The organism is Anaeromonas gelatinilytica (genome assembly GCF_016820635.1).
GTDB classification, from domain to species: Bacteria; Bacillota; Clostridia; order Tissierellales; family SIT17; genus Anaeromonas; species Anaeromonas gelatinilytica.
Map to the genome: position 1 here is coordinate 25,180 of NZ_WSFU01000129.1, position 15,833 is coordinate 41,012.

General features: G+C 31.8%; 16 protein-coding genes and 1 pseudogene. 2 read left to right on the plus strand and 15 right to left on the minus strand.

What is annotated here, in order from left to right:
* Positions 1-53 precede the first annotated feature (53 nt).
* From celB to GOQ29_RS11900, 14 genes and pseudogenes are all read right to left on the minus strand, one after another.
* The gene (celB, locus tag GOQ29_RS11835; protein WP_203372872.1) at positions 54-1,337 is read right to left on the minus strand and encodes a PTS cellobiose transporter subunit IIC; all 1,284 of its coding nucleotides are present in this window, start codon (positions 1,335-1,337) and stop codon (positions 54-56) included.
* A 24-nt stretch (positions 1,338-1,361) separates the two neighbouring features.
* Positions 1,362-1,667, minus strand: coding sequence for a PTS sugar transporter subunit IIB (locus GOQ29_RS11840; RefSeq protein ID WP_203372873.1), 306 nt, complete (start codon positions 1,665-1,667; stop codon positions 1,362-1,364).
* 195 nt (positions 1,668-1,862) lie between these two features.
* The gene (locus tag GOQ29_RS11845; RefSeq protein ID WP_203372874.1) at positions 1,863-3,800 is read right to left on the minus strand and encodes a BglG family transcription antiterminator; all 1,938 of its coding nucleotides are present in this window, start codon (positions 3,798-3,800) and stop codon (positions 1,863-1,865) included.
* 554 nt (positions 3,801-4,354) lie between these two features.
* Complete coding sequence (locus GOQ29_RS11850; protein ID WP_203372875.1) at positions 4,355-5,464, minus strand: alanine racemase; 1,110 nt, start codon at positions 5,462-5,464, stop codon at positions 4,355-4,357.
* 184 nt (positions 5,465-5,648) lie between these two features.
* Entirely contained in the window at positions 5,649-6,893 is a 1,245-nt protein-coding gene (locus GOQ29_RS11855; RefSeq protein WP_203372876.1) for an ABC transporter permease, read from the minus strand.
* Between the two features lie 165 nt (positions 6,894-7,058).
* Positions 7,059-7,784 carry an ABC transporter ATP-binding protein gene (locus tag GOQ29_RS11860; protein ID WP_484477085.1) on the minus strand — a complete coding sequence of 242 codons (726 nt, stop codon included), beginning with the start codon at positions 7,782-7,784 and terminating at the stop codon, positions 7,059-7,061.
* A 135-nt stretch (positions 7,785-7,919) separates the two neighbouring features.
* Positions 7,920-8,693, minus strand: a pseudogene (locus GOQ29_RS15170) (sensor histidine kinase); the annotation flags it as partial.
* On the minus strand, positions 8,689-9,198 hold the full coding sequence (locus tag GOQ29_RS11870; protein ID WP_252187617.1) for a histidine kinase dimerization/phospho-acceptor domain-containing protein: 510 nt from the start codon (positions 9,196-9,198) through the stop codon (positions 8,689-8,691). The pseudogene GOQ29_RS15170 and the gene GOQ29_RS11870, both read right to left, overlap by 5 nt.
* 60 nt (positions 9,199-9,258) lie before the next feature.
* Positions 9,259-9,486, minus strand: a complete 228-nt coding sequence (locus tag GOQ29_RS11875; RefSeq protein ID WP_203372878.1) for a hypothetical protein — start codon at positions 9,484-9,486, stop codon at positions 9,259-9,261.
* On the minus strand, positions 9,474-10,139 hold the full coding sequence (locus tag GOQ29_RS11880; RefSeq protein WP_252187616.1) for a response regulator transcription factor: 666 nt from the start codon (positions 10,137-10,139) through the stop codon (positions 9,474-9,476). The genes GOQ29_RS11875 and GOQ29_RS11880 overlap by 13 nt, the downstream gene beginning before the upstream one ends.
* Positions 10,140-10,270: 131 nt before the next feature.
* A complete protein-coding gene (locus GOQ29_RS11885; RefSeq protein ID WP_203372880.1) occupies positions 10,271-10,834 on the minus strand; it encodes a uracil-DNA glycosylase in 564 nt (187 codons plus the stop codon).
* A 611-nt stretch (positions 10,835-11,445) separates the two neighbouring features.
* Entirely contained in the window at positions 11,446-12,243 is a 798-nt protein-coding gene (locus GOQ29_RS11890; protein WP_203372881.1) for a hypothetical protein, read from the minus strand.
* A 6-nt stretch (positions 12,244-12,249) separates the two neighbouring features.
* Positions 12,250-13,176, minus strand: coding sequence for an ABC transporter ATP-binding protein (locus GOQ29_RS11895; protein ID WP_203372882.1), 927 nt, complete (start codon positions 13,174-13,176; stop codon positions 12,250-12,252).
* Positions 13,169-13,954, minus strand: coding sequence for a MerR family transcriptional regulator (locus GOQ29_RS11900; protein ID WP_203372883.1), 786 nt, complete (start codon positions 13,952-13,954; stop codon positions 13,169-13,171). Before GOQ29_RS11900 ends, GOQ29_RS11895 begins: the two co-directional genes overlap by 8 nt.
* Positions 13,955-14,193: 239 nt before the next feature.
* Here GOQ29_RS11900 and GOQ29_RS11905 point away from each other — a divergent pair, with 239 nt between their 5' ends.
* Positions 14,194-14,520 (plus strand): ArsR/SmtB family transcription factor, encoded by a 327-nt coding sequence (locus GOQ29_RS11905; RefSeq protein WP_203372884.1) that lies wholly within the window; start codon positions 14,194-14,196, stop codon positions 14,518-14,520.
* A gap of 103 nt (positions 14,521-14,623) precedes the next feature.
* The gene (locus GOQ29_RS11910; protein WP_203372885.1) at positions 14,624-15,424 is read left to right on the plus strand and encodes a nitroreductase family protein; all 801 of its coding nucleotides are present in this window, start codon (positions 14,624-14,626) and stop codon (positions 15,422-15,424) included.
* Between the two features lie 51 nt (positions 15,425-15,475).
* Here the strand turns inward: GOQ29_RS11910 and GOQ29_RS11915 are convergent, their stop codons facing one another.
* Positions 15,476-15,703, minus strand: coding sequence for a hypothetical protein (locus GOQ29_RS11915; RefSeq protein WP_484477086.1), 228 nt, complete (start codon positions 15,701-15,703; stop codon positions 15,476-15,478).
* Positions 15,704-15,833: the final 130 nt, after the last annotated feature.

Sequence of the window (15,833 nt, forward strand, 5' to 3'; positions counted from 1 at the left end):
ATAAGTCCTTGAATGACTACATTAGAATTATGCATAATATAATTTCTTCTATATTATACCACCTGTTTTTTTTCTTTTTCATAATAACTCTTATCTAAAATTTTTAAGAAAGGCCACCAGACTCCCATTACAACCAAAAGATTAAAAATTTGTAATACTGCCCCTCTCCATGAATTTCCTGTTGCTAAAAATCCACTCAATCCAATTGGTGTTGTCCATGGTACAATAATTCCAGCAGGCTTTGGCACTAATCCTATTGACATAACAAAATACGTAATAATAGTAACGATTACAGGTGCCAATAACCATGGAATAAAAATTAATGGATTCATGATGATTGGAAGTCCAAAAATAATTGGTTCATTTACATTAAATATTCCTGAAGGCCCACCTAATCTTCCTAATTCTCTAGTTTGTCTACTACGACCAATTAAAAAAATTAGAATAATAACTGCTAAAGTCATTCCAGAACCACCCATACCAACTAAAAATGTATCAACAAATTGTTTAGTTATAACATTTGGCAACTCTTGTCCTGATTGAAATGCTTGCAAATTTTGATCATTTAGTGCAAACCATATGGGATCAAATACTGAATTTATAATAACTTGCCCATGTAATCCAAAAAACCAAAATATTTGTATAAGCAGAATAGCAAAAATAGTAGCTCCTAATCCACTTCCTAATTTAGTCAAAGGTCCTTGTATAACAGTAAAAATAAAATTTTGAACTGTCTCAAAATGTGTGAAACTAAAAATAATACGAATAATTAAAAATATTGATAACGTTAAAGAGATAGGAATTAAAGCACTAAAAGATCTTGATACAGCTTCCGGAACTCCTGGAGGCATCTTAATAGTAAAATTTTTATTTGCAAAATAATGATACAACTCAGCGGAAATAAATGCTGTAAATATTCCTACAAATAATCCTTGTGCTCCAAGACTTGAAGCAGGAATAACACCAGCAACTCCTTCCAATGTTTGTGGAATCAATATAAGAAATGACGCCAGAGCCACAACTCCACCATAGACTGCTTCCCCATCATAATATTTAGTTAGTTTATATGCGATTCCCACAATTACAAAAAGCCCCATGATACTAAGCGTCGACTCAGAAGCAGGTGCTAATGCATTTTGATATACTGCATATGTCTCTTCACTCAAAACTTTGTCTAAAAAAGGAAGATTAGCAATAACTACAAAAATAGATCCAAAAATAATTAATGGTAAAGAAACCATAAATCCATCACGTAAAGCAGTTAAATACCGATTATTATTTAGCTTGTCAGCTATTGGAAGTAAAATATTTTCTAAGAATTCCATAAACTTATTCATTATTTTCCCTCACTTTCAATCTTTTTAATGAATCAATTCTAACGCCCGATTTAATACAGCTTCTCCATCTACTCTTCCATAGGCAATTGAATCAATAACTTCAATATGAATGCCAAGTTTATCAGCCTTCTTATCTAATTTCTTTTTTAAAAATCTCATTTGTGGCCCAATAAACAAAACATCTGCTTTTTCCATATCTGTGTCTACTTTTTCATTTCCTACTGCCCAAATTTCAACTTTTAAATTTCTTAATTTCGCTATTTCCTTCATTTTTGAAACTAATAAACTAGTTGACATACCTGATGAACATGCTAAAAGTATACGTTTCATTTCTATCACCCTCCATTTCATTAATTAATATCTTTCTTCATATATATTATAGAGCTTATATATTTTCACTTAAACACATTCTTTTTCTCTTATTAAGTGAAAATATATATTTAAAATAATAAAAAGGCAGATATCAAACTTTTCTGCCTTCTTAAATCATTCACAACCTAATCTAATATTTATAAATAATTTTTTCTACTCATCAGAATGTTTTTGAATTTCACTCATAAACTCCTTATATGTTCTTATCTTAATTAAATCTTGAACAATAGAGTTATTTTGAATAATCCTAATAAGCAAATTATACATTTGTTGTAAATCTTCTTGACTATTTTGTTTAACGCACAACAAAAAAATTAATTGTACCGGTTTTTTCCCCCAATCAATTGAGTGTTCCAATGTACACACTGCTAAAAAAGTTCTTTTTGCTTTAGAAGTAATAGGATGTGGAACTGCAACAAGATTCCCAAAAGAAGTTAGTGCAATTCTTTCTCTTTCATAAACTGCATCCAAAAAAGTATCATCCACTAATCCCTTTTGAAGTAATTTTGTATTTAAATAATTTAATACTTTATCCTTTGATTCAAATTCTTTTTGAAAAAATATCAAATCTTTATCAAAATATGTTTTTATTTTTTGTTTCGATCTTAACATGAACTTCTCAATTTTTTTCAAATCGTTCTCATTCATAATTGCATTTACTTCGATTACAGGAACCTCTATTTCTTTTGAAATAGGAATAGAAGTTACTAAAAAATCAATATCATCAAGATTAGTTTGTCCTAATTTATAATACTCTGTAGTACCTATAACATCTAAACTATTACCAAAATATGATTTTAACTTATAATAGATCAATCGTGCAGTACCCATTCCTGATGCACAAACAACTAAGCATTTTTTAGGAAGAGATTTCATTTTTTTTCTTTCAATTGCCGCTCCAAAGTGAAGTGCAATATAGCCTACTTCATTTTCATTAAAAAATGTTTTAGTATACTCACCAATGGCTAAACTTGCTACAACAGCAACATCAAAGGCTAATGGATAATTATTCTTGATATCCTGTAACATAGGATTTCTTATATTCATTCTATATTTATATCGATTAATAGCAGGTTTTAAATGTAAGCTTAAATTAAGAATTAATTCTTTATCCTCTTTAATTCCAAGATAAAATTTTTCTTCCACCTTATCTAATGCATATTCAATTGCTTTTAAAATCTGACCATCCATTATCTGTTCTATTTTTTTGTTTGTATATTTTAACGTTTTTATTCCTAAAATATGTATAGCAATATATGCAATTTCATCCTCGGGAAAATCCACATTAAATATACGCTTAATTTCCATTACAATATCTTGTGCAACCAAATATTCTTTCTTATTAACGATATCTTGTAAATCAGCCTTATACAATATTACATTATGACCACATTTTATACGCTTATAAGTAATTGCAATATGAATAAGAAGATTATTAATTGATATATCTGGTGATGTAATTTGATGTATTCTTAATTGTCTTAAAATAATCTCTAATATACAATCTAACTCATCTTGAGATAAAAAAGGCAAATTAACATTAATTCCTTTTTTTTCTTCTTGTTCTTTTCGATTAAAAACATGTTCTGCCATGCAATATCTTAATTTTAATTCACTACCATCTACTTTAAATCCATGGCTAGGTTTTGATTTTAAATCAATTTCATAATTATTAAATATTTTCTTTACAGCCTTTAAATCATTTTGTATAGTTGATTTACTAACAAATATTTCATCTGCTAATTGTTCCATTTTTAAATAATTATCACTTAATAAAAGCTTTCGAATAAGAAAACTCACTCTTTCTTTTGACGTTTTAGGAATATAAAATGGATGAAAATAGGACTTATTTACAAAGTTTCCAATAAACTGATTAAATTTCTGATTATTAGAAATTTCTAATCTATATCCTTTTCCCATTATCGAAAAAATACTAGCTCCATTCTGTTTAAGAATAGAATCAAGATTTTTTATATCATTTCTTATTGTTCGAACACTAACTTGATTTGTATTTGCCAAATACAAACCTGTCAATGGATTTTTTGTAGACATCAATTCTTGTAATATTTTTTTTGATCTGGAGCTTAACATTCTATTTTTCTCCTTTCAAAACAAAATTACTACCTAGATAAATTTATTTTTCTTATCCTACAATCTTTCCAATACTAATTCTTATTTTTATACTTATGCAAAAATAACTATCTATATCTAAATCTTTAAAACTTTAAGAATAAATTTTCTTAATAAATCATCTTTTAAAAATTATTAGCTTTATTATACCATAATCTTACTTAATTTCTTTATCTGTAAAGAAAAATCATCCTTATTTACAACATTATAGCAAAACTAGTCATTTCACCATGCATTTGATTTCGGTATTAATAATTTTGTCTCAAATAAATCTCCATTAATTCATCGGCACTGATATTAAGTTCATCCTTAGATACATTCTTTAAAGTAAATAAAACCCCTAGACTTATCGTCTAGGGGAACATAATTTTCTCTTGAATTTTTCTAAAATCTTCTAATCTTATCTATTATAGTAAACATTAAGACTAATACGTAGACTGCATAAAACCCATAATAAAACTAATGGATTGTATCCCATCTCATCTAATATTGTACTAACTGTCTTATCACTATTCTCATTTAATATATCTTTTATATACTGATGAAGAATTATTTGCAAATACCATAGCTCCATAATAAACATCAAATCCTATTACATCTCCAACACGTATTTCTTCTTCAACCTCATCAATATCCAAAATTAAATGATCACTACTTCCACCTAAAATTATGGCTTTTGGTAACTTTACACTAACAGAATCAAAACTACCTATATCTCTCTTTCCTAATGCTAATAATGCTCTTTTCCTTATTCCCAAATCTTCATATTCTGGAGTATTTCCAAAAGCATCAATAAATATTTTCCCAATAGGATAAGATGGCTTTTCCTTTACCTCTATAACTTGTGCATATATAGTATATATATCTTGATACATAAATGGCATATCACATTTCCATATATCTATTAAATCTCTAGATAAAACTATACCTTCACCTATTCTAAGATGATTAATACCCTTTGGAATAGTATTATTTAGAACCATTGGAAGACTTGATGTTCCCCCACCAGAAACAATATCAAGTGTACGACTTATTTTTCCTTCAATTCTTTCAGCAATATTCACTAATCTACCTAAGTTTTTTTCATCTGGACATATAGCCCCATAACATCCTAGATTGGTCCCTATTCCTTTTAAATACAAATTAGAAAATTCATTCTCAACCATTAAAGCTGCATCTATCAATTCTTCTTCATCAAAAAAACCTTCTCTCAAATCTCCTAAATCCATCATTAATATAACAGAATGAATTTTATTTTCTCTTTTAGCTGCTTCATTAGTAAGCTTTAAAACATTTAACTCAGATTGAAGACTACAATCTGAATATTTTACAACATCATCCAACTCTGACATCATGGGAACACGTAGTAATAAAATTTCTTTATTAAATCCCATTTCTCTCATTCTTTTAATGGTATTCATTCTTGAATCTCCTATTGATGTACACCCTGCTGAAATCATAATATTAGCAATTTCATTATATGAATGTTCATAAGTATCAGTAGCCTTAACTACTCCTGTAACAGATATTTCATTTTCTGAGCATTTTTCTACAATATTTTTTACATTAGATTTCATATGTGATAAATTAATTTCTAAAATTGGATATCTGTCAAATTTTTTCATAAAAGTTCCCTCCCCATATATGAATACACTATCCTAGCTTATATTTTATAACTTGAATAAGATATTATCAATATTTTATTCAAGTTTACCCTTAAAACTTATGTTTTCAACATAACATTTCTATTGCCAAACGACGGTTTTTACTTTACCGTTAGGCAATTTTCATGAAGTGTACATTCAACAGTCAAGCAACCTGATGTTTACAATAAGTGCGTATAGCAAGGACAAGAAATACAGGGATTTCAATTGCTGCTGTCGTCATTATGACATAAGGCGACCAAATGCTTACCTGCCCAATATGCAGGAAATTAAAACCTGTCAACTGATAAAGCAAGCTGTTCTGCATACCAATTCCTGCTGACGGTAAAATAAAACTAAGCCAATTAGCCCCGGCTGAATAAGTAAATATTGGGAGCAAGCACATTACAATAGCAATAAGAATAACAGAAATCGAATCCTTGCATTTTGCTGATAGAAATAATGTGAAACTAATGGTTGCCAGCAAGGAAATAAGCCCTCCGATAGCCAAGACAACTTGAAGCTGTCCTAAATTAAGCGCAGGAAGACTGATAACGGAAAACAGCATCTGCATAGATGTTTTCATGCATTCCGATCCAAATGCGAGGTTTGAAATCAACAAGTGCAATGAGATACAAATAATAAAGGCCATTGAAAAAATAGTTAGTGCAGCAAGTATCTTTACCATTGCCAATCGAGAACGCCCATGCTTGGTGCAACGTAAAATACTGTCTGAACCAGTCTGATATTCATTGGAAAACGTAGGTGTGGCAGCCGCTGTGCAAAGAATCACAAGTAGAAAAATAAAAAGCACGATGTAATCAAAAGCATCCCTCGAATATCCGGCATAAAGCTGAAAGGGTGTTTCTACTTCTGTATATTTTTGCAGAGCTTGTTTTTGTGCATTTGGGTGTTCTTTTTGCTCCATCTGCATGATATCTTCCAGGTGCTGTACAGTTTGTTCATAAAAGCTGTCTAATTTGTCTGGAGTTATATCTATTAAACTTGATGCCTGACCGGTTTTGGAGTCAGAAAATGCTTCCGGTAGCCTCCCCAAAAGCGATTCGACCGGAAATACCTTTTCCATATAAAGGTTTATCGGAAAGTCTCCGCTAGAAAGACTGTCCTCTCCATATTTTGAAACAGCACTTTGATAGATGTTCAAAGCTTCTTTAAGTTTTTTTGGGGTAACTTCTCCGTTATTGACGGAACGAAGCGACTTTTTGTAGGTAATCGCATCCAGTCCATTGAGTTTCGCCACTTTATTCCCTTTATCGTCATATTGATTGATGTCCTCGTACATAACAGGAAGCCAAGCCATTACCACAGACATGAACAGCGCAATGAGCAATAAAATCATAGAACGGCGTGATTTAAGCACGCGTTTAAGTTCAAGATAATAAATACGCATAGATTATTTTCCCTCCTCACTGATTTCCTCTTGAGGAAACAACCATAAATATAAATCCTCCAAACGAGGCGGTGCCATTACGGAATCATTGGTTTTCGCTTCATCTGCCAAATAGCGGATAGATACCTGATTGTTGCCCTCACTACGCTGATTAATAATACGAAGCTACATTTCATACATAGGCATCTTTTCGGCAGGTACGACACAAGTCCAAACTTTACCTGTAACTTGCTTTACCAATTCGTCTGTTGTTCCTACATCAAGAATTCTCCCAGCTTTCATAATAGCATTTTGAGTAGCAATATACTCAATGTCGGATACAATATGAGTTGAAATGAGAACAATGCGGTCATGAGAAAATTCCGAAATAAAGTTGCGGAAACGAACCCGCTCTCCGGGGTCAAGACCGGCTGTTGGTTCATCCATAATCAGAATTTTAGGGTCATTCAGCATTGCCTGTGCAATTCCTACCCGACGTTTCATTCCCTCAGATAACTTGATGATTTTTTTGCTCCTTACATCGGTCAGAGTGAGTGTATGCAGCAAGCTGTCAATCTTTTTTCCTGTTTCTTTTGCTGGAACGTCTTTTAGCGCAGCTACATACTCCAAATAATCCTTTACTGTAAAATCTTGAAAAAATCCAAAATCCTGCGGTAAGAAGCCGAATAAATTTCTATATTCTTCTCCCATTGCATGAATGTCCTTACCATCATAAAGAATTTTCCCGCTAGTTGGATTCAGAATATCTGCAATCATTCGCATAAGCGTAGTCTTACCGGCCCCGTTGGCTCCAAGTAGTCCCCACACGCCCGGTGTAAGGCTTAAACAAACATCATCAACTGCGGTTTTATCCTGAAATTGTTTACTAAGATTTGTAATTGTCAGTTCCATGTCCTTTCTCCTTTTTTCTAAATTACAACGACAAACGTCATTGTTCAGTTTTATTATACTGAACAATGACGTTTCAAACTTTAAGATAAACAGGATAGATACCTAAGAAAATCCTAATATCCAACTAATGTTTTCCTAAGATCGAGCAGGAATAGATATGGTAAATGTAACCGTATCATTTTCACTGCAAACAGAAATTTCTCCGCCGTGCAAACGAATAATTTCGTCTGCGATAGATAAGCCAAGCCCTGCACCGCCAGTGTCTGATTTACGAGCATCGTCCAAACGATTGAATTTATCAAAAATAGATGATAGTTGTTCAGGGGGGATAGTTTGTCCATGGTTTTCAAATGTAATAATAATTCTACCCTGTTCCTCCTTTGCAGAAATCAGAATTTCCGTATTATGGTAACTGTACGCAGTGGCATTTTTAAGAATGTTGTTAAACACCCGAGCCAGCTTTTCGGAATCAACATAAACCGTCAGAGCTTCATCGACATTAAGTACAGCGGTATTTCCCTTAGCGGATAAGACAGGATAAAATTCATCAATAAGTTGTACAAGCATATAGTATAAATCAACATTTGTTTTCGTCAGTTTGATTTACTGTGTATTGTACCTTGTGATTTCAAAAAATTCGTTGATGAGCTTTTCCAGTCGCATAGCTTTTTTCAAAGCAATCCCAACATATTTTGCTTTCTGTTCTACCGGCATGTCCGGTGCTTCATCAAGCAGACTCAAATAGCCGATTACAGATGTGAGCGGTGTGCGAATATCGTGCGCCAGATACATTACCAATTCATTCTTTTTGTTTTCAGCCTCTTTTACAGCTTGCTGGCTGAGCAGAACAGCCATTTTAATTTGGTTCATCTGCTTTTCCATGTCTTTAAGCGGTTCAGATAATTCAATGGTGCATTTCAGCACTAGAATGTGTAAATTCCCACTCTAGAGATTTATCTACAGGGAATGATATAGAACTTTTACTAAAAAATTTTTCAATTTTTTTCACTGAAACACTTCTCAGATTTAAGTCTAAATTATCAAAAACAATTAATTTTTCAAGTCTTTTTGTATAATTCTCAATTCGCTCCAAATTATATTCTAAGCTTTCTAAAACCTCTTGTTCCATCTTTTTATCAGTCTCGGAAATCATTCCTAATAATTCAACATTACCCTTAACAACTGTTAATGGATTATTAATATCATGAGCAAAAGTAGAAAGTAAATGTTCAAAATTATCTTGTTGAATTTTCAATCGAATTTGAGTATGCTCTAATTCTCTAAATCGTTTCTGTATTAAAGTACATGCCTCACCTAATTCATTTTGCGGTACATCTCCTATCGAGTTTTTTTCTCGTAAATAATCAATACTACTTTTAATCTTATGTTTATAAAATAATAAAAACCCTAGCATAGAAAATACAAATGAAAATATAGGAAGAGAAAGCCAATTCAAATAGTAAATAAAATCCGATTAAAGTACTTCGACCAGCATAGATTTATCTTTAATATAATAATAAACAAATTCACCATTTAATTGAATCTCTTTTATACTGGAATTAAAAATCTGGTTTTGTAACTCTGTCAAAATCAGGGAAAACACCTTGGAAAAAGTAATGCCTATTATAAATGATAAAAAAAGATATAAAGCAAAAGATTTCTTAAGCTTCCATCCATCTGTAGATTGATTTAACCATTCCATCTATATCCTACTCCCCAAACCGTTTGTATAATTTCCTTTTCTGTATAAGGTGCTATCTTATGACGTATTCTACGTATATGTTCTGCCACAACTTGATTATATCCCAACGCATCATAACCCCAAAGTTTAGTATAAATATGTTCTTTTTCAAAAACTCTCTGTGGATGAATTGAAAGAAGTTCCACAATATCAAATTCTGTTTTGGTTAAGGGAATCTCTGTATCATGTACTCTTACTTCTCGTCTTCCATAATTAATAACTATACATTCTTCTTTGCCTGACTGCTTTCGTCTATTTTCTCTTTGTAAATTAGCATAAATTCTAGCATGCAGTTCCTCAAGTGCAAAGGGCTTAACAATGTAATCATCTCCTCCAATCATAAGACCTTTTATTTTATCCTCTTGGGAACTACGGGCACTAATAAAAAGAATAGGCACATTATATTGAGAACGTATAATTTTGCAGACTTCAAATCCATTTCTATCTGGCATATTAATATCCAATAGAACTAAATCCGGCGATTTTTTCAATACAACCTTAAGATTTATACTGTGTTCCATTATTTCCACTTCATATCCCTTCAAAGAAAGAAATCGTTCTAACAATAAGAGCATCTCCTTATCATCATCAATTACAAGAATTTTTCCTTTCAATTTCCCACCTCCTAATGATAAAAAGATCTGCATAAAAATTCGATTTTTTGTGTCTACTTTACTAACATAGATTCATTTTTTATAAATCTATTTCCGGTAAACAATTGAATCCATACAAAAAATTAACTTCTTTATATTTCGCTATTTATTTTATTGTACATGTTCTTTATAGATTTAAAATCTTCCCAAGCATCTTTTTTCTTATTAACATCCCGTAAAATTGCAGCTGGATGATATGTTGCCATTATATTAAATTTATCTCTATCGTACCAAATCCCTCTGTTTTTAGTAATCCTAAAATCTTTTTGAATTATATTTCTAGCTGCCACAGCGCCTAAACATACTATAATATCTGGATTTATTATCTTTACCTGCCATCTTAAAAACTCTATACAACTTTTACATTCTTCTTTTAAAGGATTTCTATTGTTTGGAGGTCTACATTTCACAATATTAGCTATATACACATCCTCTCTTGTTAAATCAATGGCTTTTAATATCTTGTCAAATAATTCTCCTGATCTTCCGACAAAAGGTCTTCCCATTTTATCCTCATGGTATCCTGGACCTTCCCCTACAAACATAATACTACTTTCTTCGTTTCCCTCTCCAAATACCACGTTAGTTCTGGTCTTTGATAAGGGACATCTATTACATCTTTTTACAATTACTTCAAGTTCATTTAAACTATACACATTCACTCACCCATTTATTTCTAATTCTGACTTTATTCCTAATTTATAAAGAATTTCAGTTTGTCTATTCTTATTATATCCTTTTTTTTCCTTCAAAACAACTAACTATCTTTCCCTTCTTAAATACACTTGAAAATTGTTTTATATTATTACTATTCTTATTTTTTCTCTAGTAGACAAACCATATCCACATACCTTGTGGTATCAATTCAAATATGCCTATAAAGATTTTATAAATAAAGACTTTGTTCGCATACCTCTGGCCTAATTCAGTAATTAAGCCCTTATTTCTTGTCCATCTGCCATATAGCTCATTTATTCTGTTCATCGTTGAATTAATTGTCTCAATCTGTTCTCTAATTAAATTTGCTATAAAACACCTCTCAAAATAATTAGTCCGATTCAAGACTATATTATACATAATATAGTCTTAAACCAGACTAAAGTTAAAAATATTAATTAAATTTAAAATATTGATAGGCAAAAGTTTGTCCTCAGTGTCTTTTTGATGCAAAAATTCACCTTCAACCCTTTTTAAAATACACTGTCAGTATTCTCAATATCGGGGATTGTTGATTATAATTATTGTTGTGCTGCTCTCCCCGCAACTTTTAAACATCCTTTCTTACTAACTGAAAAATTCCTATAGCAGAAGTAATCCCAATCCACAGAAGTAATAGAAAAATGCTCGCACCATTACCCAACAATTCATATGAGTTTTCAGAAACAATTCCTGATAAGCTGTGTAAAGATGACTGGGGTAAAATTGGTAAAATTAGTCTTTGAATGTCCTTTGAGAACATTTTAATTAGGGCGGGTATAAACATAATAACTAAGGAAAAGATAATTCCCCCTTCACTACTCCTAAAGATAAAGGTTGCTGCTACAGTCAATAAGCAATAGAAAACCGGCATGACTGCACTTCCAATTATAAGCTGTACTAAAGAATTGTCTTTAAGAGAAGCCATAGGGATTCCATTGGCTACTAATACCAATTGCCCTGCAAAAAATGTTGCGAAGGTAACAAGTAGGCTTATTACTCCAGCCAATAAACAATAGGTAAGAAACTTACTGAAATAAAATCTTTTTCGATTTGGCGTTACTGCCAAAGAAACATGAATTAATTTTGTTGAGAATTCATTTGAAATGGAAATGGCAGTAAAAATTATTAACATAATAGCGGCAACATCTATCCCCAACATACTGGCAGATATTATATCATTTGGAGCCATCTCTGCTATTGATTTCCCCTGGGTCACATTGGTTGTAATGGAAAAAATCAAACCCATGGCTAAGCTAGTAAGCATTAATATTCCTAAAAAGGTCTTTGAGAATTTTAGAAACATAATTTTCTGATACTCTGCTTTAATTAAATTTTTAAAGGAAACCTTCTTTAATTTAATGATCATCTATCATCACCCCTTCTTTGTATTCATATTTTGTTGAGAGACATAATCAACTTTACCATCTGTAAGCTCCGTAAAAAGCTGTTCCAAGGAAGGTTGAACCTTTGTAAGCTCAAATATTGCAAGACTGCTTTCCTTTGCCGCAGTACCTACCTCTTCCATCTCCAGATTTCTAACAATTAAACAATTCTGCTCCATTTGTTGGATAAATGCTCCCTTATTTCTGAGCAATCCTTGCAATTTAATATTATTTTCACTTCTAACTCTTAAATAACTGCTAAAGCTCTTTTTAGACATTTCCTCTATGGTCATATCTGCAATGAGCTTGCCTTGAGCCAGAACGATAACTCTTTCAGCTATTGTCTGAATCTCGCTCATTAAATGGCTTGATATTAAAACAGCTTTTCCTGCCCTGGCTAAATCTTTAGTCAAATTACGGAGCCACTTGATACCATCAACATCTAAGCCATTAAAGGGTTCGTCTAATATAACCGTCTCTGGCTTTCCAAGGAGTGCTGCTGCGATCCCTAAACGTTGCTTCATTCCCAAGGAATATTCTCTTATTTGTTTATTCCTTACCTTTTCTAATCCTGCTTTTTGGAGCATTTCATCAACTCTTGTAGATGAAATTTCACTTGCCGCTGCTATTAATTGCAGATGCTGCTCTGCTGTTAGCTTAGGATTGACTGCATCAGCATCAATTAAAGCTCCAATTTTTGAAACGGGCTGTTCCAGATCTATATAGTGCTTTCCATCAATCCTTACCTCTCCATTAGAAGGTCTGGCCAAATTTAAAATCATCTTCATTGTTGTTGATTTACCAGCCCCATTAGGTCCTAAAAAACCCGTCACTACCCCAGGCATAATATCAAAGGATAGATTATCTACTGCAATCTTATCTTGATAATTTTTGCTAAGATTTTTTATTTCAATCATGATACTTCTCTCCCTTTTTATCAATTGCTAGATAGGCCTCCATGGCCTTATCAATAAATTCATTCGTAAACTCCATTAATCGGCGATCTTCCTCTGGCCATTGGTCACGATTATTATAGGCTACTTTATGCGCATTCAGTAGATCTAGTTTACCCTTTGTAATATTTGTGACCATCTTAATCCACTTTTTTGCAAAGGCCTTCCCTTCTTCTCTTTTAGGGTCAACACCGTTAAAAATATGCATGGTCGCTTCTAATATAAGGGTTTTCCAGCTCCAATAGATTTCTATTATTTCCTCAGTATCTTCATAGTATTTCATAAAAATATCTTCTGTTTTATCATCATAGTGAATTTCTTTATATTTAAAGATTGTATCCCTATTTAAGGAAATCATCAATTGAACCAATTCACCGGAAAATACACCCTTTTTATTTTCTAAATTTTTAATACTGGTCTCAATTAACGATATATTCATCTTGATATCCATTAATTTTTGATAGAAAACCTGCCGCTGTTTCTGAAGAACAGATGCAATTTGGTCGGCTGTAACTGCTTCAATAACAAGGTCTTTAATTTCCTTGATAGGAAGCCCTAAGGATTTATAAAATAAAACCTGCTGCAATTTAGCTAAATCTGACTCATCATAAAACCTGCGTCCATTCGTTAATTCTTTATTTAATGGTACAAGCCCAATATTGTCGTAATATTGCAGGGTTCTGATGGACACGCCTGTTAAATTTGCTATTTCACCTATGGAAAACCGCTTCTTTTCATTCATTTCCATCACTCCTCAGTTTAATTAAATCACATTACGTAACGTCATATGCAATAGCCTTTATTAATTTTTAAAAATTTTATCTTCTTTATACCTTTCTTAGAATGCTATAAGTACTAGTTTGCCAACTAATAGTATATTTCATGCCAAAAAGTTTATCATAATAGTCCATCGTTGCTAATACACACTACCTTGAATAAAACTTCTTGACATGTGCATATATAATTTAATTGGTGATGGAAATGAAAATTCAAAATAATGTTTTAGAATGTGGACGAAACCTTGAAAAAAGTATCGATTTTGATTTTTATAAAACTCTGTTTGATCCTATGAGAAGTGAAATCTTAAAGTTTCTTGCAATACATGGAAAGAAAAACACCACAGAAATTGCAAAAAACTTTACTCAAGATAGATCTGTTATTTCAAGACACTTGGAATTAATGAATCGATATGGAATATTAAATAAAGAAAAACAAAACAGAAGCACTTTTTATGAGATTAACAAAGAACTTGTTCTCGAAAAATTTGAAACAACCACAAACAACTTAAAAGAACTCATACAAAAATAATATTGAATATATTACAAATAGGCAGAAATGCCTTTCTTTTTCAATGTATATATGCATGAATGCGCACATATACATAACTAATAATTAGAAGGGATTGATTGAAATGAATCTTATAACTCTGAATGAAGAAAAGTGTATTAAATGCAAACTCTGTATTAAAGCATGTCCAGTAAATGTTCTAAGAATGGGAGAAAACGGACCGGAGGAAATAGCAAACACTAATTGTATCGCCTGTGGACATTGCGTTGCTATATGTCCTAATGCTGCAATAGATAATAAGAAAACACCTTTGTCACAACAAATTGAATTAAAAGATTTTCCTAAATTAAACCAACAGCAGGCAGAGTATTTTTTAAGATCACGTCGTTCTATAAGAAATTACAAAGATGAATCAGTATCAAGAGAAAAATTAACAAAATTGATTGACATCGCAAGATTAGCCCCTACTGCAAGTAATAGTCAGGGAATATCATTTGTAGTAGTCCAAAATAAACAATTACTTGAAAAAACTGTAGAAATTTCTATTCAAATGATAGAAGTCTCACCATTAAGACATCTGGTAGAGAAAGCTATCGTAAGTTACAGAAAAGAGGGTATGGATTCAATATTCCGTGGTGCCCCAAACTTAATCATCGCTATTTCTAATAAAGATTTTAAATACGGTCGAGATAACGCTGTTTCTTGTTTAACTTATTTAGAATTGTATGCACCTTCCCTAGGACTTGGATCATGCTGGGCTGGAATTTTTGAACATTGTGCATCTATTGATGACTCACCAATGCTTAAATTATTTAATATTCCAGAAGAAAAAAAGGTAGTAGGTGCTGTTATGATTGGATATCCTAAGTACACTTTTAAGAGACTTGTGGATAAAAATTCATTAGATGCTACATTTATAGTTTAATATCGAAGTACATGAAAAGTGAAATATATTCATTTGTAATGTGAATATATTTCACTTTACTAAGGCTTCTACTTTTGTATTTCCTATCATGCTTTCTAGTTCAATCAACGAACTATCTATTTTATTAAATGACTTTTGGGTATCTGTCTTGTTTTGCGACCTTCCAATAGGACAAATTATGCAGTCAAAGTTACAATGTTTTTCTGGAAGTATATCAACTTCCAGTACCCTTCTTCCATCTTCAATATAAATATCTTTATAACTAAAACCACCTATCATTTTATCCTCCTCAAATTACAGAACTTATGAGCGAGAAAGCACACTTCTTCAGATGTGGGATGAAAGCGATATTTTTTAAATAGTTATTGCGGTTCATCAGTATAACTAATACAATGTATATATGAATGAA

Coding starts and splice junctions, on each gene's coding strand:
- celB (WP_203372872.1), bottom strand. CDS start 1,337: ATGAATAAGTTTATGGAATTCTTAGAAAATATTTTACTTCCAATAGCT.
- GOQ29_RS11840 (WP_203372873.1), bottom strand. CDS start 1,667: ATGAAACGTATACTTTTAGCATGTTCATCAGGTATGTCAACTAGTTTA.
- GOQ29_RS11845 (WP_203372874.1), bottom strand. CDS start 3,800: ATGTTAAGCTCCAGATCAAAAAAAATATTACAAGAATTGATGTCTACA.
- GOQ29_RS11850 (WP_203372875.1), bottom strand. CDS start 5,464: ATGAAAAAATTTGACAGATATCCAATTTTAGAAATTAATTTATCACAT.
- GOQ29_RS11855 (WP_203372876.1), bottom strand. CDS start 6,893: ATGCGTATTTATTATCTTGAACTTAAACGCGTGCTTAAATCACGCCGT.
- GOQ29_RS11860 (WP_484477085.1), bottom strand. CDS start 7,784: ATGGAACTGACAATTACAAATCTTAGTAAACAATTTCAGGATAAAACC.
- GOQ29_RS11870 (WP_252187617.1), bottom strand. CDS start 9,198: ATGCTAGGGTTTTTATTATTTTATAAACATAAGATTAAAAGTAGTATT.
- GOQ29_RS11875 (WP_203372878.1), bottom strand. CDS start 9,486: ATGGAATGGTTAAATCAATCTACAGATGGATGGAAGCTTAAGAAATCT.
- GOQ29_RS11890 (WP_203372881.1), bottom strand. CDS start 12,243: ATGATCATTAAATTAAAGAAGGTTTCCTTTAAAAATTTAATTAAAGCA.
- GOQ29_RS11895 (WP_203372882.1), bottom strand. CDS start 13,176: ATGATTGAAATAAAAAATCTTAGCAAAAATTATCAAGATAAGATTGCA.
- GOQ29_RS11900 (WP_203372883.1), bottom strand. CDS start 13,954: ATGAATGAAAAGAAGCGGTTTTCCATAGGTGAAATAGCAAATTTAACA.
- GOQ29_RS11905 (WP_203372884.1), top strand. CDS start 14,194: ATGAAAATTCAAAATAATGTTTTAGAATGTGGACGAAACCTTGAAAAA.
- GOQ29_RS11910 (WP_203372885.1), top strand. CDS start 14,624: ATGAATCTTATAACTCTGAATGAAGAAAAGTGTATTAAATGCAAACTC.
- GOQ29_RS11915 (WP_484477086.1), bottom strand. CDS start 15,703: ATGATAGGTGGTTTTAGTTATAAAGATATTTATATTGAAGATGGAAGA.